Origin of the sequence: Dokdonella fugitiva, from assembly GCF_014138265.1 — a bacterium.
Lineage (GTDB): Bacteria > Pseudomonadota > Gammaproteobacteria > Xanthomonadales > Rhodanobacteraceae > Dokdonella_A > Dokdonella_A fugitiva_A.
Genome location: NZ_JACGXL010000006.1, coordinates 209,719 through 227,889, shown reverse-complemented (window position 1 = coordinate 227,889; position 18,171 = coordinate 209,719). Strand labels below are relative to the sequence as shown.

Here is an 18,171-nt window from a genome sequence, read left to right as displayed (position 1 = left end):
CGGTTGCGCCGCAGCACCACATCCGCTAGCATGCGGATCGATATACTAACGCGCTAATACATTTACGCGATGAAACGACGCCAGATCGAACCCGAACTCGACTCGGAACGCGCCGAGCGCTCGCTGTGCGAGGCACTGCTGTCGCTGCGCAGCGTCGAGGAGATGCGCGCGTTCCTCGACGACCTCTGCACGCCGGCCGAACGCGAAGCGATGCGCGACCGCTGGAGCGTCGTGCCGCACCTGCTCGCGGGCGAGCCGTACTGGCAGATCCACGACGCGACCGCGGTCAGCATCACCACGATCGGCCGCGTCGCGCGCTGCCTCGACCAGGGCGCGGGCGGCTACGCGATCGCGGCCGCGCGCGCGGCGAAGCCCCGCCGCACGGCGAGGAGCGCGCGATGAACGACGGTCGCGACCGCCTGCGCATCGCCGTGCAGAAATCCGGGCGCCTGTCGGAGGCGTCGCTCGACCTGCTGCGCCGTGCCGGGCTCGCGTTCCGCGCGAGCCGCGACAAGCTGTTCCTGTACGGCGAGAACCTGCCCGTCGACGTGCTGCTCGTGCGCGACGACGACATCCCCGGCCTGCTCGTCGAAGGCAGCTGCGAACTCGGCATCGTCGGCCGCAACGTGCTCGACGAGCAGCGCCTCGCCGGCGGCGAAGCCGCCGCACCGGTCGCGCTGCTCGACCTCGGCTTCGGCGGCTGCCGGCTGGCGATCGCGGTACCGGACGGTGGCACGATCGAGTCGATCGGCGACCTCGCCGGCCTGCGCATCGCCACGTCCTATCCGGCCCTGCTCGCCGACTGGCTGCGCGCGCAGCGCATCGAGGCCGAAGTCGTGCTGCTCGCAGGCTCGGTCGAGATCGCACCGCGCCTCGGCAAGGCGCACGCGATCTGCGACCTCGTCTCGAGCGGCGCCACGCTCGCCGCAAACCAGTTGCGTGAACTGACCACCGTGCTGCGCAGCGAGGCCGTGCTCGCCGCGAGCCCGCGCCCACGCGGCGCGGCGGCGACGCAACTCGTGGAGCGACTCGGCGCGCGCATCGCCGGCGCGCTGTCCGGCGCGGGCGCGCGCCTGCTCATGCTGCAGGCTCCGCGTGCCGCGCTGCCGGCGATCACACGCCTGCTGCCCTCGCGCGAAGCGCCGAGCGTGCTCGGCCTCGACGGTCGCCCCGACGACGTCGCGATGCAGGCGCTGTGCAGCGCGAGCCTCGACTGGCAGCACCTCGAGGAACTCAAGCGCCTCGGTGCACGCGGCGTGATGGTGCTCAACGTGGAACGGATGCTCGCATGAACCCGCTGCCGCGATGCGTCGACTGGTCGGCGCTCGACACATACCAACGCATTAATATCCTGGCACGACCGCCGCGCCTGCACGACGCCGGCCAGCTCGCCGACGTGCGCGCGATCATCGCCGCCGTGCGCGCGCGCGGCGATGCGGCGCTGCGCGAGATCGGCATGCGCCTGGACCGCTGCGAACTGGCGACGTTCGAAGTCGGCGCCGACGAGTTCGCCGCGGCCGAACGCGCGGTCGATACCGGCGTGCGCGCGGCGATGCGGCGCGCGATCGCGCGCGTCGAGGCATTCCACGCGCCGCAGAAACCGCAGCCGTTCGCGCTCGACACCGCACCCGGCGTGCGCTGCGAACAGCTGCTGCGACCGATCGGCCGCGTCGGCCTGTACGCGCCGGCCGGCAGCGCGCCGCTGCCGTCGACGGTGTGGATGCTCGGCGTGCCCGCGCGCGTCGCCGGCTGCGGCGAGATCCTGCTCGCGACGCCGCCGCGGGCGGACGGAACCGCCGATCCGGCGATCCTCGTCGCTGCGCGCCTGTGCGGCATCGGGCGCGTGTTCAAGCTCGGCGGCGCACAGGCGATCGCCGCGCTCGCCTACGGCACCGAATCGGTACCGCGCTGCGCGAAGCTGTTCGGTCCCGGCAACGGCTGGGTCACGACCGCCAAGCTCGAAGTCGCGGCCGATCCGGACGGCGCGGCGATCGACATGCCGGCCGGTCCGTCCGAGGTGCTCGTGATCGCCGACGACTCGGCCGATCCCACGTTCGTCGCCGCCGACCTGCTCGCCCAGGCCGAACACGGCGCCGATTCGCAGGTGCTGCTCGCGAGTCCGAGCCAGCACCTGCTCGATGCGGTCGTGCGCGCACTCGAAACGCAGCTCGCGACCCTGCCGCGCGCGTCGATCGCGCGTGCCGCGCTCGCGCACGCGCGCCTGATCCGCGTGCCCGACCTCGACTGCGCGATCGAGATCGCGGAGCGCTACGCGCCCGAACACCTCATCGTGAACACGCGCGACGCGCGCGCGCTGCTGCCGATGATCGCCAATGCCGGCAGCATCTTCCTCGGCGGCTGGTCGCCGGAAACGCTCGGCGACTACTGCGCGGGACCGAACCACGTGCTGCCGACGCTCGGTTTCGCGCGTGCGTTCAGCGGCGTCGGCGTCGAGAGCTTCCTGCGCCGCGTCTACGTGCAGGAGGCGTCGAGCGCAGGCCTGCGCGCGATCGGCCCCGACGCCGCGCGGCTCGCGCGCGCCGAAGCGCTCGAGGCGCACGCGCGCGCGGTCGACCTGCGCCTCGCCGCGCTCGACCGCGGCAGCGTCGCGCTCGCCGCGGGAGGCGATGCATGAGCATGCTCGAACGGGCTCGACCCGAACTCGTCGCGTTCGCACCGTACGCGTCGGCGCGGCGCGCCGGCTTCGACGCGCGCGTGCGGCTCGACGCGAACGAGTCGCCGTGGGACATCGCCGACGACGGCTTCGCCGATGCCGGCCTCAACCGCTACCCGCAACCACAACCGGATGCGTTGCGCGCGCGGCTCGCGGCGCTGTACGGCGTCGATCCCGCCGCGCTCTGGCTCGGCCGCGGCAGCGACGAGGCGATCGACCTGCTGCTGCGCGCGTTCTGCCGCGCCGGGCGCGACAACGTCGTCGCGTTCGCACCGACCTTCGGCATGTACCGCGTCGGCGCCGCGTTGCAGGGCGCGGCGTTCCGCACGCTCGCCCTGTCCGCCGACGACGGCTTCGCGCTCGACGCGGACCGCCTGCTCGCGCTCGCCGACGACGACACCAAGCTCGTGATCGTCTGCTCGCCGAACAACCCGAGCGGAACGCTCTACCACGGCGACGCGCTCGAACGGCTCGCGCGCGCGCTCGACGGCCGCGCGCTGCTGCTCGTCGACGAGGCCTACGTCGAGTTCGCCGGCGTCGCCAGCGCGAGCGCGCTGCTCGCGCGGCAGCCGAACGTCGCCGTGCTGCGCACGCTGTCGAAGGCGCATGCACTCGCCGGCGCACGCGTCGGCGCGTTGCTCGCGCAGCCGGAGATCATCGATCTGGTCGGGCGCATCGCCGCGCCGTATCCGCTGCCGATCGGCAGCGTGCACGCCGCGTCGGCCGCGCTCGAACCCGCCGCGCTCGCGCGCACGCACGCACGCATCGCCACGCTCGTCGCCGAGCGCGAACGCGTCGCCGCCGCACTCGCGGGCATCGACGGCGTGCGCACGGTGTGGCCGTCGGCCGGCAACTTCGTGCTCGCGCGCTTCACCGATGCGCGCGCCGCATTCGCGCGCCTGCTCGGCGCGGGCATCCTCGTGCGCGACTTCTCGACGCAGCCCGGGCTCGCGAACTGCCTGCGCATCACGATCGGGCGCCCGGACGAGAACGACGCGCTGCTCGCCGCGCTCGGCGGAGCACGCCGATGAGCGCGCCCGCGAAGATCCTGTTCGTCGATCGCGACGGCACGCTCATCGAGGAGCCGGCGGACGAGCAGATCGACCGCTACGAGAAGTTCCGCCTGCTGCCGGGTGCGATCGGCGCGCTGCGCCAGCTCGTCGACGCCGGCTACGAGCTCGTCATGGTCACCAACCAGGACGGCCTCGGCACCGCGAGCTTCCCCGAGGAAACGTTCCTCGGGCCGCAGCGCCTGCTGCTGGAGATCCTCGCGGGCGAAGGCGTCGTGTTCCGTGAAGTGCTGGTCGACCGCAGCTTCGCGCACGAGCACGCGCCGACGCGCAAGCCCGGCCTCGGGCTCGTGCGCCACTACCTCGGCCACGGCGTGCTCGACCGCGCGCGCAGCGCGGTGATCGGCGACCGCGACAGCGACCTCGAGTTCGCGCGCAACATCGGCGTGCGCGGGCTGCGCATCGGCGGCGACGCCGGCTGGGCCGCGATCGCCGCGACTCTGCTCGACGCGCCGCGCGTCGCGCGCATCGAGCGCGCGACGCGCGAGACGCGCATCGCGGTCGAGGTCGACCTCGACGACACCGCGCGGCCCGCCGTGCACAGCGGCATCGGCTTCCTCGACCACATGATCGAACAGCTCGGCGTGCACGGCGGTTTCGCGCTGCGCCTGCACTGCGACGGCGACCTCGGCGTCGACGAGCACCACACGGTCGAGGACTGCGCGCTCGCGCTCGGCCAGGCGCTGCGCGAAGCGCTCGGCGAGCGCCGCGGCATCGGCCGCTACGGCCACGCGCCGGAGGACTTGCCGCTGCAGCGCGCGCTCGGCTTCGTCGTGCCGATGGACGATGCGCTCGCGCACGCCGCGCTCGACCTGTCCGGCCGCCCGTACTTCGCGTTCGAAGGCGCGTTCCCGGCCGAGCGCATCGGCACTCTGCCGTGTGCGCTCGTGCCGCATTTCTTCCGCAGCCTCGCCGACGCGCTCGGCGCGAACCTGCACCTGGCCGTGCGCGGCGACGATGCGCACCACATGGTCGAGGCGTGCTTCAAGGTGGTCGGCCGCGCGCTGCGGCAGGCGGTCCGGCGCGACGGCGGCGTCGCCGTGCCGAGCAGCAAGGGCGTGCTCGCGGGCGCGGCCGCATGAACGTGCGCGCGCTCATCGTCGCCGCGGGCGGCGCCAACTACGGCTCCTTGTGTGAAGCGTGCCGGCGTATCGGCGTCGACGCACACCTGTCGGACGACCCCGCGCGCATCGCCGACGCGACGCACGTGATCCTGCCCGGTGTCGGCGCCGCGGCGCAGGCGATGGGCGCCCTGCGCGCGCGCGGGCTCGACCGTGCGTTGCGCGAACTGCGCCGGCCCCTGCTCGGCGTCTGCCTCGGCATGCAGCTGCTCTACGAGCACTCCGCCGAAGGCGACGTCGACGGCCTCGGGCTGCTGCGCGGGCGCGTGCGGCGCCTGCCCGCTGCGCCGCGCTGGCCGCACATGGGCTGGAACACGCTCGCGCCACGCATGGCCGACCATCCGCTGCTGCGCGACATCGGTCGCGACGACTGGTTCTACTTCGTGCACGGCTACGCCGCGGACGACGACGGCGCGACGCTCGCCGCCGCCGAGCACGGCGCGCCGTTCGCCGCGGTGGTCGCGCGCGGCCACGTCCACGGCACGCAGTTCCACCCCGAGAAATCCGCCGCGGCCGGTCGCCGCCTGCTCGCCAACTTCTTCGCGCTATGAAGATCATTCCCGCGATCGACCTGCGTGACGGCCGCGTCGTGCGCCTGCGCCAGGGCGACTTCGCGCAGGCGCGCACGTTCGCGCACGATCCGCTCGAGCTCGCCACGCGCTACGCACGCGCGGGTGCCGATTGGCTGCACCTCGTCGACCTCGACGGTGCACGCGCGGCGCAGCCGTTGCAGCTCGCGTCGATCGCGCGCGTCGCCGGCAGCGCGCTGCGCGTGCAGGCCGGTGGCGGCGTGCGTACGCGCGACGACGTGCAACGCCTGCTCGACGCCGGTGTCGAGCGCGTCGTCGTCGGCAGCGTCGCCGTGCGCGCGCCCGATGCATTCGCCGACTGGCTGCGCGGGTTCGGCGCCGAGCGCCTCTGCCTCGCGATGGACCTGCGCCTCGGCGAGGACGGCCGCTGGCGCCCGGCGGTCGACGCGTGGCAGTCGACCGACGACGGTGACTACGCCGCGTTGCTGCAACGCTTCGCCGATGCCGGCCTGCGCCACGTGCTGAGCACCGACGTCGCGCACGACGGCATGGCAGCGGGGCCGAACCTCGCCCTGTATCGCCTGCTCGCCGCGCGCTGGCCGTCGTTCGCGTGGATCGCCTCCGGCGGCGTGCGCGACCTCGCCGATGTCGCCGCGCTGCGCGGTACCGGCGTCGCCGCGTGCGTCGCCGGCACCGCGCTGCTCGAAGGCAGCCTGCCGCTGGAGGCCCTGTGCTCGCGCGCCGCCTGATTCCCTGCCTCGACGTCGCCGACGGCGTAGTCGTCAAGGGCGTGCGCTTCCGCGACCATCGCGTCGTCGGCGACATCGTCGAGCTCGCGCGCCGCTACGCCGCCGACGGCGCGGACGAGCTCGTGTTCTACGACATCACCGCGAGCCCGGAACGACGCCGCGTCGACGTCGCCTGGGTCGAACGCGTCGCGCGCGAACTCGACATCCCGTTCTGCGTCGCCGGCGGCATCCGCTCGGTCGCCGACGCCGAAGCGGTGCTCGCCGCCGGCGCGGACAAGGTATCGGTCAACAGTCCCGCGCTCGCGCGGCCCGCGCTCGTCGACGACCTCGCGGCGCGTTTCGGCAGCCAGTGCGTCGTCGTCGGCATCGACGTCGACGCGCAGGCCGACGACCATGGCGCCTGGCGCGTCGTCGCCGACAGCGGCAAGCCCGAACAGGCGAGCGACAGCGGCCGCGACCTGCTCGCCTGGGTGCGCGAAGTCGACCACCGCGGCGCGGGCGAGATCGTGCTCAACGCGATCCGCAACGACGGCGTGCGCGCGGGCTACGCGCACGCGCTGCTCGACGCGACGCGCGCGGCGACGGACCTGCCGCTCGTCGCCTCCGGCGGCGCCGGCGCGGTCGAGCACTTCGCCAACGTGTTCGAACACTGCGCCGTCGACGCCGCGCTCGCCGCGAGCGTGTTCCACGCCGGCGAGATCCGCATCGGCGAACTCAAGCGCTACCTCGCCGCGCGCGGCATCGTGGTGCGGCCATGACGACCGTCGCGTTCGACGCAAATGCGCTCGACTGGAGCAAGGGCGACGGCCTGCTTCCGGTCGTCGTGCAGCACGCGCACGACGGCCGCGTGCTCATGCTCGGCTACACCGACCGCGACGCCCTCGAGCGCACGCTCGCGACCGGCGAGGTGCACTTCTGGTCGCGTTCGAAGCAGCGCCTGTGGCGCAAGGGCGAGCGCTCCGGACACGTGCTCGCGCTCGTCTCGCTCGCCGCCGACTGCGACGGCGACGCGCTGCTCGCGCAGGCCGTGCCGGCAGGGCCAACCTGCCACCGCGGCACGCCGAGCTGCTTCGACGGCGCCGCGCGCGCCCACCCGTGGCTGAACGAGCTCGAAGCGCTGATCGCCGCGCGCGCGAGCGCGGACCCGGGCTCGAGCTACGTCGCCAAACTGCTCGCCGCCGCACCTGCGCGACGCGCGCAGAAGGTCGGCGAGGAAGGCGTCGAAGTCGCGCTCGCCGCGGCGACCGGCGACCTCGACGGCCTGCGCGGCGAGGCCGCCGACCTCGTCTTCCACCTGCTCGTGCTGCTGCGCGGCGCCGGCCTCGCGTTCGCCGACGTCGTCGCCGAACTCGCACGGCGGCACGCGGCGCGCTGAGCGCGCGCCAAGTTCAGCCGCGCGCGGGCGCGATCACGAGCGGCACTTCGAGCGCGCTCGGGTGCGCCGCGTCGTGGTAGACGCGCACGTGCACCGTGCGCGCGTTCGCGGCGGTCTCGTCGGCGACGTCGCCGCCGCTGTTGTAGTTCTTCTCGAACTGGATGCTGTTGACCGCGCGCAGCACGAAGCGCAGGCGGCTGCCCTTGGCGAGCCGGCGCGAGACGAACGTCATCCGGTCGAAGTCGTAGCGCTGCACCGCGCCCGGCACGACGGGTCGCGGATGCGACAGCGATTCGCGATAGCGCGCGCGCAGCATCGAGCCGGACAGGAATACCGCCGTGCCGTCGGCGCGCACTTCCTGCAGGAACACCTGGAAGTCGGTATCCGGCGCATCGAGCGCGAGCCACAGCGACGCCTTCGGCGCGCCGCTGAGCTCGACCGCGTCGGCGAATGGCTCGCTGTGGTAGACGACGCCGGCGCCGTAGAGATCGAAGGCGTCGGTCTGGTCGACGAGGCCGTTGTCGACGTCGCCGCGCGCGAGTTCGACCTTGCCCGGGCGCAGGTCGAGCGGGTCGTACACGTAGCCGTCCGGCGCCGCCTCGGCCGGCGCGCTCGCTGCGAGCGTGCCGGAATGGAACACGTCTCCGGCATGGCCGTCCGAACCGAGGAAGTAGCTGCGTCGTTCGTTCGCCACGTCCTCGAGGCGTGCGGCGTACTTCCATTTCTCCTCGCCGGTCACGTAGTACGCGACGCGCTGTTCGAGAAACTTCGGCCGCGCGCCTCCCTTGAGCACCCAGTCGTACCAGTCGACGTGCAGCTGCTTGATGTCGATCACGCTCGCGTCGGCGAACTTGAGGCCGGCGAGTTCCTTCTGCGGGCGTCGCGTGCCGACGTGGTCCCACGGGCCGATCACGAGGTAGTGCTTGGCGCGCGCAGCCTCGCTGCCGTACTTCATGTGCTCGCCGTAGTAGCTCATCGCGCCGATCTGGTCGTCGTCCCAGTGGCCGGTGATCGTGAGGATCGGCAGGTCGAGCTTCGCGTACTGTTCGGCGCTCGGCGCGAGCGCGCGCCAGTAGTCGTCGAACGACGGGTGGCGCAGGTATTCCTGGAAGATCGGCGAGGGGTTGCCGACGATGCGATCGAGCGAACGGAACGGCGCGTTGTCGAGGTAGCGTTCGCCGAACTTGTCGCGCCAGTAGGCGCCGTCGCCGAACAGCTTCTCGTTGAGCGCGACGCCACTGACGAAGGTGATCCACTGCGTGTCGTAGCTGTAGTGGATGCCGCCGGCGGACGGGAAGTCGAGGCCGGGTCGCACCGACGCGGTCGGCACGATCGTGAGCAGGTGCGGCGGCCGCTCCTTCACGGTCGACCACTGCGTGAAGCCGAGGTAGGAGCCGCCCCACGCCCCGACCTTGCCGTTCGACCAGGGTTGCTTCGCGAGCCATTCGACCACGTCGTAGCCGTCGCGGCCCTCGTGCGTCCACGAGCGGAATTCGCCTTCCGAGCCGTTGCGCCCGCGCGAATCGACCGCGACGAACACATAGCCGTGCTGCGCGAAGTAGCTGCCGATCGGCTGCACCAGGTCGGCGATGTAGGGGTTGAGGCAGAAGATCACCGGCAGCGGCGCTTCCTGCGCGTGCGGCCGGTACAGGTTCGCGTTCAGGCGCACGCCGTCGCGCATCGGGATGCGCAGGCGTAGCTGGATGTCGATCGACGGCGGCGTCGCTGCGTCTTCGGCATGCACCGGCGCGGCGAGGGAGGCGAACAGGATCAGCAGCACGGCGAATCGCATCGATGCAGCTCCGGCGCGGACGGTGCGACGAGCGTACCGCGCCGCGGCGCGCGGATGTTGCGCTGCGTGCGCAATCGCGTGCAGGCGTCCGCAGCAGAGCCGGCGCGCGCGCCGCCAGTTGCGGTAGGGAGACTCTCTGCCGCCGCGCGCACCGGATGCCGTGATCGTCGCGTGCGCCGCCGGCCCCTCCCGGGCCGCGCCGACGTTCGCGCCAGGGCCCGATCGCGCGGAAGCGATCGGCCCTGAAGATTTCAACGTAAATCCGGGGCCGAAAGTGTCTTCGCGCGTCGACGATCGTCGGTTTCGCGATGCCGGTCACGGGCGTCCCGTGACGCGGTTCGCGTTCCGCTCAGTCGTAGCCGTCGGCGAAGATCACGTCGCCGACGAAGAACGCGTGCTCGTAGGCGACGCCCTGGTAGCTCGCGCGGAACTGCCACAAGCCGGGCGGCGCGTTCGCGGGCAAGGTGTACCACCAGTACCAGTAGGACGCGGAGTAGTACGGATCGGCGGTCGCGTCGGACATGCGGAACGTCCAGGTCGCGAAGGCCGTGCCGTTCGGACGCGCGATCGTGAACGTGGTCGCCTGCGGGCCGAGCTGGTCGCGGTAGTACGCGGCGAAATAGACGGTCGCACCGGCGAGGAAGCGGTCCGACAGGTTCGGCGTCTCGTCGATCGGGTTCGGGCAATTGGGGTCGTGGAAATCGGGCGGCGCCGTGTGCGTGGCGAGCTTGTTGATCGCCGAATCGTAGTACGGCCGCTGCTGCGCCCACAGCGATGCGGGCGCGTTGCAGGCGCCGTGGAACGGCTCGAGGATCGTGTAGTTCGACACGCCCGAATGGTTCTCGAAATGCAGGTGCGGACCGGTCGAAAAGCCCGCGCTGCCGACCTTGCCGAGGAATTCGCCGGCCGCGACGGTCGCGCCGATCGGCTTGCTCGTCTGCGACGACTTCTTCATATGGCCGTACCACGCGACCGTGCCGTCTCCGTGTTGCACGTAGACCGCGTTCCAGTCGGCGGAATAGTGGTCGAAGCAACTGCGGTCGTCGTTGCCGTCGACCTTGCCGATGATCGTGCCCGGCGCGGCGGCGACGATGTCGATCGCCTGCTGGTCCATCAGCAGCCACGAGAACGGCCACAGGAAGATGTCGATGCCGGCATGGTTGTAGCCGGTGTCGAGGTCGTACGTGCGCGTGCCACAGTTCCAGTCGAGGATATGGTTCGGATACGTGCCGTCGAGGTCGACGAAGTTGGAGATGCCGTGGTACGCGGGATCGGCGTGTCCCGCGGTGATCTTCAAGGGCCACTGCAGGCCCGCCTGCAGCGGCAGCGGCGACGACGGCGCGAGCACGCCGTCGCGTTCGAGCGCGGCGACGTTGCGCGCGAGTTCGGCATCGATGCGCGCGCGCTGCCCGGGCGTGAGTTCGTCGTGCGGCGGCGTGAAGCGGCCGCCGCCGGCGGGTGGCGCGGCGGAAGCGACGGACGCGAGGGAAACAAGGGCCGCAAGGGCCCACCGTGGAAAGCGGCTGCGCATGATCGTCTCCTTATCCGGACAAGGAGCATTACGGCTTCGCGCGGGCGGTCGCGCCATCGCGATCCGCGGCGCGTGTGCTTACCCGCCGTCGAAGCCGTTCGCGAAGATGATGTCCGATTCCGGCGGCGGCGTGAAGTTGCCGGCGACGTGCATCGCGAGACTGTTGTTGCTGCCGGCGACGCCCGCGTTGATCTGGTCGCCGTAACCGCCGCAGTCGGTCGACGCGACCTGCGGGATCGTGAAGCCTTCGTCGGAAAGGTCGAGGCCCGAGGCGGCACCGGTACCCGCGAGGTCGACGTTGATCGGCTGGAACACGCAGGTGCCGATGCCGATCGGGATCACGCCGATCGCGGCCGAGACGACCTGCAGCTTGAGGCGCGCCTGGGTGAGCGCGGCGACGCCGTCGCTCGCGACCTGGCCGGTCGTGGTATTGGTCTGGCTGAGCTGGTAGGTGACCGTGACCGTGCCGATCTGCGACGGGAACGACGTCGTCGCCTGCGGGAACGTGAACTTGCCCGACGACAGCGCGCCGGTGGTCGCGTTGTAGGTGGAATTGCCGAACGTGCCGCCGTCCGGCAGCGCGCCCGGGTTGCCGTTCACGGTGATCGTGCCGCTGACGGCGAAGTTGGTCGCGTGCGCGAACGGCGCAGCGCACGCCATGGCGAGCGCGAGCGCGACCCGGGCGGAGCTGGATGTGGTCATGCTGGATTCCCCTGTGGCCGCGCGAGGACGCGGCGAGCGTCGCTGGCTGCGGATCTTCTCACGCCGTGCTGGCCGCGTCCCTCGTTCGACGTCATCCCGCGCGATCCATCCGATGCACCGGCACGATGGATGCCCGCTTGCGCGGGCACGACGTCACTCCGCGTACGCGGCGCGCCTGATCCGGCGACGGCGCGCCGCTGCGATCACTTCGTCGCGGTGTCCGTGGTCCAGCGCTTGAGCCACGCGTTCACGGTATCGTGCCAGAGCACGCTGTTGTGCGGCTTGAGCACCCAGTGGTTCTCGTCCGGGAAACGCAGGAACTCGCTCGGGATGCCGCGCCGCTGCAGCGCGGTGAACGCGGCGAGGCCCTGTTCGAGCGGGATGCGGAAATCCTGGTCGCTGTGCACGACGAGCATCGGCACGCGCCAGTCCTTGACGTGGTTGACCGGGTTGTACTTCTCGTAGCCGGCCGGATCCTCGTACTGCGTCTTGCCCGCGTGTTCCCACTCGTCGAACCAGAGTTCCTCGGTGGAGTAGCTCATCATGCGGCTGTCGAACACGCCGTCGTGCGCGATGATGCACTTCCACGGCTCGTTCCACACGCCGGCCATCCAGTACATCATGTAGCCGCCGTACGAAGCGCCGAGCGCGCAGGCGCGACCGCCATCGAGGAACGCGTATTTCTGCTGCGCCGCGGCCCAGCCGGCCTTGAGGTCATCGAGCGGCGCGCCGCCCCAGTCGCCCGAGATCTTGTCGGTGAACGCTTGGCCGTAGCCGGTCGAGCCGTGGAAATTGATCGTGACCACCGCGAAGCCCTGGCCCGCGTACGTCTGCGGGTTCCAGCGGTAGTGGAAGTCGTTCGTCATCGCGCCCTGCGGACCGCCGTGCACGATGAACGCGACCGGGTACTTCGCGCCCTTCCTGTAGTCCACCGGCTTGGTCACGTAGCCCTGCACGGTGTCGCCGCCGTAGCCCTTGAACGTGAAGAACTCGGTGTCGCCGAAGCGGATGTCCTTGAGGCGTTCGGCGTTGAAATGCGTGATCTGGCGCAGGCCTTTGCCGTTGGTGCCGGCGGTGTACAGATCGTTCGGGCGCTTGAAGTCGTTGCGCGCGAGCACGAAGCCCTTCGCGCCGAGGTCGAAGCCGGCGATGCTGCCGTCGGCGACGAGCTTGCTCGCCTTGCCGCTCGCGACGTCGACCGCGAACAGCGCGTGATCGCCCCAGTCGTCGGTCGCGGTGTAGAGCGTCTTGCCGTCGGCCGATTCCTTGAGGCCCGAAGCCGATCGGTCCCACTGCGGATCGATCTCGCGCTTGGCGCCGCTCGCGAGGTCGAGCGCCCAGATGCCGAAGCGGTCGGCCTCGAAGCCGGCGCGCTTCATCGCGAGCCAGTACAGCGTCTTGCCGTCCGCCGACGGCAGCGGGTAGCCGTCCCACGCCGGGTTGTCGGCGGTGAGGTTCTTCGGCGCGTGCGCACCTTCGACGGCCACCGAGAAAATGTCGAAATTGGTCGACCACGGCTCGCCCTTGCCGGCGATGCGCGCGTTGAAGTACACGGTCTTGCCATCGGGCGAGAACATGTACTCGGTGTCGTCGCCGAACGGCTTGGACGGCACGTCGCCGTCGATGCCCTTGGTCAGCAGTTCGAGCGTGCCGGGCTTGCCGTCCGCGCCGAGGTCGGCGACGAACAGCTGCGAGCGGCGACCGTCGGACCAGCTGTCCCAGTGGCGCACGAAGATCGAGTCGTACACGGTGCCGCTCGCCTTGTCGGCCTTGCGCGCGTCGAGTTTCTTCTGCGTGCAGGCGACGGCGTCGGCGTCGTTCGCGCACTCGTTGAAGACGTCGAGCGAGAGCAGCACACGCTTGCCGTCCGGCGACAAACGGAAGTTGTTCACGTCGAGCGACAGCGACGTCGCCTGCGCCGGCGTGCCGCCCTTCGCGTCGATGCGCCAGAGCTGGCTCGTGCCGTCCTTCGGTGCGAGGAAGTAGAGCGCCTTGCCGTCGCTCGACCAGCGCGGGCTGGTCGCGTTGAGCGCCTTGTCGGTGAGGCGCTGCGGCGTGCCGCCGGCGTACGGCACGGTGAAGATGCCGTTCTTGCCCTTGTTCGCCTCGTAGTCGGTTTCGCGCACGCCGAACGCGATGCTCGTGCCGTCCGGCGACAGCGCCGGATCGCTCACGCGGTCCAGCATCACGAGGTCGTGCACGTCGAACGGATGCGACGTGGCCGACGCGACGGCGGGCAGGGCGACGGCCGAGGCGATCGCCGCGGCAAGGACGGACTTCATCGGTTTCTCCGGCATGGCGAACGGACCGCCGATGGTACGGCTTGCGCCGCGCCCCGGCCACCTGCACTGCGGCAATGACGAAGTGCACATTGCCGCGCGCGGCCGACCGCGCTAGCGTCAGCCGGATGCGCGCCTGCGTGCGCGAAGCCCTGCCCCGTACGGCGACCGAATCGGCGCCGCCCGACCGCCCCAAGGAGAATCCCGATGCGTCGCCTGCTCCTCTCCAGCGCCTGCGCGCTCGCCTGCCTCGCCCTCGCCGTTCCCGACCTCGTCGCCGCCGACACGAAAAAGCCCGCCGGCGCGACCACCTCGCCCGTGCGCTCGACGCCGGCCTGGGTGCAGCGCAGCAACGAGGTCGCGCAGCCGCTGCTCAAGGTGCAGGCGGAGTTCGCGCCCGAGTTCGCCTCGTTCTTCGGCCTGCCCGGCTACGACGACCGCGTCGCCGACTTCGGCCCGAAGCAGGGCGAGCGCCTGCGCGCGGCGATGCGCGGCGCGAAGGGCACGCTCGAGAAGGAGCTCAAGACCGAGGAGAACCCGAACGTCCGCCAGGACATCGGCATCCTGATCGGAGCGGCCGACCGGCAGATCGAAGGCAGCGAGCTCAACGAGAAGCTCATGGTGCCGTTCGCCGACGTCGGCCAGCTCGTGTTCCAGGGCGAACAGGCGCTGCTGCAGGACCAGGTCGCGCCGGAGCGCCGCGCGCATGCGCTCGCGCGCCTCAAGGCGTACGTCGGCCTCGCGCCGAACACCACGCCGATCACCACGCTCGCGCGGCAGCGCTACGAGGAGCAGGTATCGAACGCGACGCTGGTCAAGCCGACCAGGCTCGAGGTCGAGCAGGCGCTGCGCAACGCCGAGACCTACGCCAAGGGCATCCACGACCTGTTCGGCAAGTACAAGATCGAAGGCGGCGACGCCGCGCTCGCCGCGCTCGACCAGCAGATGAAGGACTACGCCGACTGGATGCGCGGCACGGTGCTGCCGTCCGCGCGCAGCGACACGCGCCTGCCGCCGGAGCTCTACGCGTTCCAGCTCAAGCAGGTCGGCATCGACATCACGCCGCAGGAACTCATCCAGCGCGCGCAGCTCGAGTTCATGGAAACGCGCGCGGCGATGCAGCAGCTCGCGCCGCTCGTCGCCAAGGCGAAGGGCCTGCACGCGGAGGACTACCGCGAGGTGATCCGCGAACTCAAGAAGAAGCAGCTCGACAAGTCGTCGATCGAGGGCTACTACCGCAAGACCGTGATGCCCGAGCTCGAGAAGCAGATCGCCGCGCACCGCGTCGTCGACCTGCCGAACCGGCCGATGATCATGCGCCTCGCCTCGCCGGCGGAATCCGCCGCGCAGCCGGCACCGCATTTCCTGCCCGCGCCGCTCATCGACAACACCGGGCAGCAGGGCCAATTCGTGCTGCCGCTCGGCAACCCCGCTTCCGAGGGCAAGGACGGCAAGGGCGCCGCGTACGACGACTTCACCTACGAAGCCGGCGGCTGGACGCTCACCGCGCACGAAGGCCGCCCCGGCCACGAGCTGCAGTTCACCGCGATGGTCGAACGCGGCGTCTCGCTCGCGCGTTCGCTGTTCGCGTTCAACAGCGTCAACGTCGAAGGCTGGGCGCTGTACGCCGAAGCGGAAATGGTTCCGTACGAGCCGCTCGAAGGCCAGCTCATCGCCCTGCAGCTGCGCCTGCTGCGCGCCGCGCGCGCGATGCTCGACCCGATGCTCAACCTCGGCCTGATCGACCGGGAGCGCGCGAACCAGGTGCTCATGCAGGACGTCTCGCTGTCCGAACCGATGGCGCGCCAGGAACTGGACCGCTACACGTTCAACATGCCGGGCCAGGCCGGCGCGTACTTCTACGGCTACAGCCGCATCATGCAGCTGCGCATGGAAACCGAACTCACGCTCGGCGCGAAGTTCGACCGCATGGCTTACAACAACTTCCTGCTCGACCAGGGCCTGCTGCCGCCCGACCAGCTCGCCAAGGCGGTGCGCGAGGTGTTCGTGCCGGCGCAGCGCGACAAGAAGTAGGACGTCAGGCCCGCACTGTAGGAGCGCACCCTGTGCGCGACCGCATCCTCGACCCATCGCCGCGGTCGCCCACAGGGTGGGCTCCTCCTTTCGTTGCCACGCCCTGCCGGCCGCCGCGACGCCCGAACACATGCCTACCCACGCCCTGCGCGCCTGCGCGCTAGCATTCGCCGCGGCGGTTCCACGGCCTGCGCACGCAGGCGACGCCGGCTCGCCACCCGACATCGTCGTGCTGATGGCCGACGACCTCGACGAGCCGACCTTCGACACTGCGCTCGCGCTCGGCCTGCTGCCGTCGATCGAGGCCGCGATGGTCGACGGCGGCTTGCGCTTCGACGAATCGTTCGTGACCGATTCGCTCTGCTGCCCGTCGCGCGCGACGTTCATGACCGGGCAGTACCCGCACAACCACGGCGTGCGGCGCGGCCAGTTCGGCGCCGACGGTTCGTTCGGCGCGTTCGACGACGATCGCTCGATCGCGACCGCGCTGGGCGGGATCGGCTACCGCACCGGCCTCGTCGGCAAGTTCCTCAACGGCTACGGCTACACGACGCCGCGCAACCATCCCGATTGCACGAGCGCCGACTGCCGCATGCGCTACGTGCCGGCGGGCTGGACCGACTGGCAGGGCCTGCCCGACTACGGCGAGCTCAACGGATCGCCCGGCTATGCCGGTGCGTACTGCATGTACAACTACACGGTGAACGACCGCGGCACGCTCGTCACCTACGGCAACGCCGACGCCGATTACCAGACCGACGTCATCGCGCAGCGCGCCGGCGCGTTCATCGACGCGGTCGCCGCGACGCCGGCGCCGCTGTTCCTCGTCGCGAGCCCGCTCGCGCCACACTACGAACTGTGCCTGCCGTCACCGGACCCGACCGCCTGGGACGTGCGTCCCGCACCACGCCATGCGGGTTCGCTGCCGCCCTACGTCAACCTCGACGTGAGCAAGGCGTCGTTCGACGAGGCCGACGTCGGCGACAAGCCCGCGTGGTTCGCGCAGGAGTACGCGAACCTCGACACGACCCAGGTGTCGACGTTGAACCGCCAGTACCGCCACCGCCTCGAGGCGTTGCGCGCGGTCGACGACCTGTTCGCGACGATCCGCGCGCGCCTCGTCGCGGCCGCTCGCTGGGACGACGCCTACGTCATCTTCACCTCCGACAACGGCTGGCTCTACGGCGAGCACCGCGTCGTCGGCAAGGTGCTCGCCTACGAGGAATCGATCCGCGTGCCGCTGCTGCTGCGTGGCCCGGGCGTGGCCACGGGCGCGCACCGCGCCGCGCTCGTGCTCAACAACGACCTCGCACCGACGATCGCCGCGCTCGCGCGCGCCGCGCTGCCGACCGTGCCCGACGGCCGCGATCTCGCGCCCCTGTTCGCGCAGGACCAGCCGCCGGCATGGCGACGCCGCTTCCTCGTCGAGCACTTCCGCGACGCCGCGCCATCGCCGGTGAGCTGGCTCGACTTCCTCGGCGTGCGCACCGCGAGCGGCGACGACGAGGACACCGGCATGCAGCTGTTCGTCGACTGGCGCGACGACTGGCTCACCGATCCGACCGCTGCCGGCAGCGAACACTACGACCTCGTCGCCGATCCGCTGCAGCTGCAATCGTTCGACCCGCGCGACGGCGCGCACGAAGCGCAACGCGCGGTGCTGCAGGCGGACCTCGCCCTGTTGCGCGACTGCGGCAAGCCCGGCCACGTCGCCTGCATCGACGCCGAGCGCATGCGCGAGCACCTGTTCTTCGCGGGCTTCGACGGACCGTGACGGCTCACGGCGACGACGCATGCGCGGTCGTCGTCACGCACGCCGCCGCACCGGCGGCTCGATCCCACCATGATCAACGCGCAGGCGATGCGTCCGCGCGCACGTGCACCCGATCGAAATCGGGCTTGACCAGCTCGACGAACAGCACCGACGCGTAGGGCAGGCAGAAACTGCCGCGCGTCGATCGCCCGCAGAAGAGGTCCGCGCCGACCGTGTCGACCGTCATCTCCAGTGCGTCGCGCCCACCCGTGACCTGCACGCGATGGCCTTGCATCGACTTGAACAGTCCCTGCAAGGTGCCGTAAGCCTGTGGAATCGGCGCCTCGCCGCGTGCGGCGGCAGGCAACAGGGCGCACGCGAGCATGAACGTCCCGAAGCGGATCATGCAGCCTCCTGCGGCGAGCCGCCGGGTGGCGGCGGGGCCACCGTAGTCCCCCAAGCTCGTTGCCGCAATGCCTCGCGGTCGCGTGGCGGCCGGCTCGCCGCGCAACAATGCGAGCCTGGCGACAGGAACGGCTGGCTATACTCGCGCGACGCTTC

General features: G+C 71.1%; 16 protein-coding genes. 11 read left to right on the top strand and 5 right to left on the bottom strand.

What is annotated here, in order from left to right; translation table 11 throughout:
* Positions 1-69 precede the first annotated feature (69 nt).
* From FHW12_RS17590 to hisIE, 9 genes are read left to right on the top strand one after another with little or no spacing between them, the layout of a single operon-like run.
* Entirely contained in the window at positions 70-402 is a 333-nt protein-coding gene (locus tag FHW12_RS17590) for a YerC/YecD family TrpR-related protein (RefSeq protein WP_182532356.1), read from the top strand.
* On the top strand, positions 399-1,292 hold the full coding sequence (gene hisG / locus FHW12_RS17585; RefSeq protein WP_182532355.1) for an ATP phosphoribosyltransferase: 894 nt from the start codon (positions 399-401) through the stop codon (positions 1,290-1,292). The genes FHW12_RS17590 and hisG overlap by 4 nt, the downstream gene beginning before the upstream one ends.
* Positions 1,289-2,635 (top strand): histidinol dehydrogenase, encoded by a 1,347-nt coding sequence (gene hisD, locus FHW12_RS17580; RefSeq protein ID WP_182532354.1) that lies wholly within the window; start codon positions 1,289-1,291, stop codon positions 2,633-2,635. Before hisG ends, hisD begins: the two co-directional genes overlap by 4 nt.
* A complete protein-coding gene (gene hisC, locus FHW12_RS17575) occupies positions 2,632-3,705 on the top strand; it encodes a histidinol-phosphate transaminase (RefSeq protein WP_182532353.1) in 1,074 nt (357 codons plus the stop codon). Before hisD ends, hisC begins: the two co-directional genes overlap by 4 nt.
* Positions 3,702-4,826 carry a bifunctional histidinol-phosphatase/imidazoleglycerol-phosphate dehydratase HisB gene (hisB, locus tag FHW12_RS17570; protein WP_182532352.1) on the top strand — a complete coding sequence of 375 codons (1,125 nt, stop codon included), beginning with the start codon at positions 3,702-3,704 and terminating at the stop codon, positions 4,824-4,826. Before hisC ends, hisB begins: the two co-directional genes overlap by 4 nt.
* On the top strand, positions 4,823-5,416 hold the full coding sequence (gene hisH, locus FHW12_RS17565; RefSeq protein ID WP_182532351.1) for an imidazole glycerol phosphate synthase subunit HisH: 594 nt from the start codon (positions 4,823-4,825) through the stop codon (positions 5,414-5,416). Before hisB ends, hisH begins: the two co-directional genes overlap by 4 nt.
* Positions 5,413-6,144: a HisA/HisF-related TIM barrel protein gene (locus tag FHW12_RS17560; RefSeq protein WP_182532350.1), complete on the top strand. Its 732-nt coding sequence runs from the start codon at positions 5,413-5,415 to the stop codon at positions 6,142-6,144. Before hisH ends, FHW12_RS17560 begins: the two co-directional genes overlap by 4 nt.
* On the top strand, positions 6,126-6,902 hold the full coding sequence (gene hisF, locus FHW12_RS17555) for an imidazole glycerol phosphate synthase subunit HisF (RefSeq protein ID WP_182532349.1): 777 nt from the start codon (positions 6,126-6,128) through the stop codon (positions 6,900-6,902). Before FHW12_RS17560 ends, hisF begins: the two co-directional genes overlap by 19 nt.
* Entirely contained in the window at positions 6,899-7,519 is a 621-nt protein-coding gene (gene hisIE, locus FHW12_RS17550; protein ID WP_182532348.1) for a bifunctional phosphoribosyl-AMP cyclohydrolase/phosphoribosyl-ATP diphosphatase HisIE, read from the top strand. Before hisF ends, hisIE begins: the two co-directional genes overlap by 4 nt.
* Before the next feature lie 13 nt (positions 7,520-7,532).
* Here the strand turns inward: hisIE and FHW12_RS17545 are convergent, their stop codons facing one another.
* The 4 genes from FHW12_RS17545 to FHW12_RS17530 form a co-directional block, all read right to left on the bottom strand.
* A complete protein-coding gene (locus FHW12_RS17545) occupies positions 7,533-9,311 on the bottom strand; it encodes a CocE/NonD family hydrolase (protein ID WP_182532347.1) in 1,779 nt (592 codons plus the stop codon).
* A 349-nt stretch (positions 9,312-9,660) separates the two neighbouring features.
* Positions 9,661-10,842 carry a peptidoglycan DD-metalloendopeptidase family protein gene (locus FHW12_RS17540; protein WP_182532346.1) on the bottom strand — a complete coding sequence of 394 codons (1,182 nt, stop codon included), beginning with the start codon at positions 10,840-10,842 and terminating at the stop codon, positions 9,661-9,663.
* A gap of 78 nt (positions 10,843-10,920) precedes the next feature.
* Complete coding sequence (locus FHW12_RS17535; RefSeq protein ID WP_182532345.1) at positions 10,921-11,544, bottom strand: hypothetical protein; 624 nt, start codon at positions 11,542-11,544, stop codon at positions 10,921-10,923.
* A gap of 203 nt (positions 11,545-11,747) precedes the next feature.
* Positions 11,748-13,826 carry an alpha/beta hydrolase family protein gene (locus FHW12_RS17530; protein WP_182532344.1) on the bottom strand — a complete coding sequence of 693 codons (2,079 nt, stop codon included), beginning with the start codon at positions 13,824-13,826 and terminating at the stop codon, positions 11,748-11,750.
* Positions 13,827-14,030: 204 nt separating this feature from the next.
* On the opposite strand from FHW12_RS17530, the gene FHW12_RS17525 reads away from it, so the two are divergent.
* Both FHW12_RS17525 and FHW12_RS17520 read left to right on the top strand, forming a co-directional pair.
* Positions 14,031-15,857: a DUF885 domain-containing protein gene (locus FHW12_RS17525; protein WP_182532343.1), complete on the top strand. Its 1,827-nt coding sequence runs from the start codon at positions 14,031-14,033 to the stop codon at positions 15,855-15,857.
* 130 nt (positions 15,858-15,987) lie between these two features.
* Positions 15,988-17,631, top strand: coding sequence for a sulfatase family protein (locus tag FHW12_RS17520; RefSeq protein WP_182532342.1), 1,644 nt, complete (start codon positions 15,988-15,990; stop codon positions 17,629-17,631).
* A 73-nt stretch (positions 17,632-17,704) separates the two neighbouring features.
* Here the strand turns inward: FHW12_RS17520 and FHW12_RS17515 are convergent, their stop codons facing one another.
* Positions 17,705-18,016 (bottom strand): hypothetical protein, encoded by a 312-nt coding sequence (locus tag FHW12_RS17515; protein ID WP_182532341.1) that lies wholly within the window; start codon positions 18,014-18,016, stop codon positions 17,705-17,707.
* Positions 18,017-18,171: the final 155 nt, after the last annotated feature.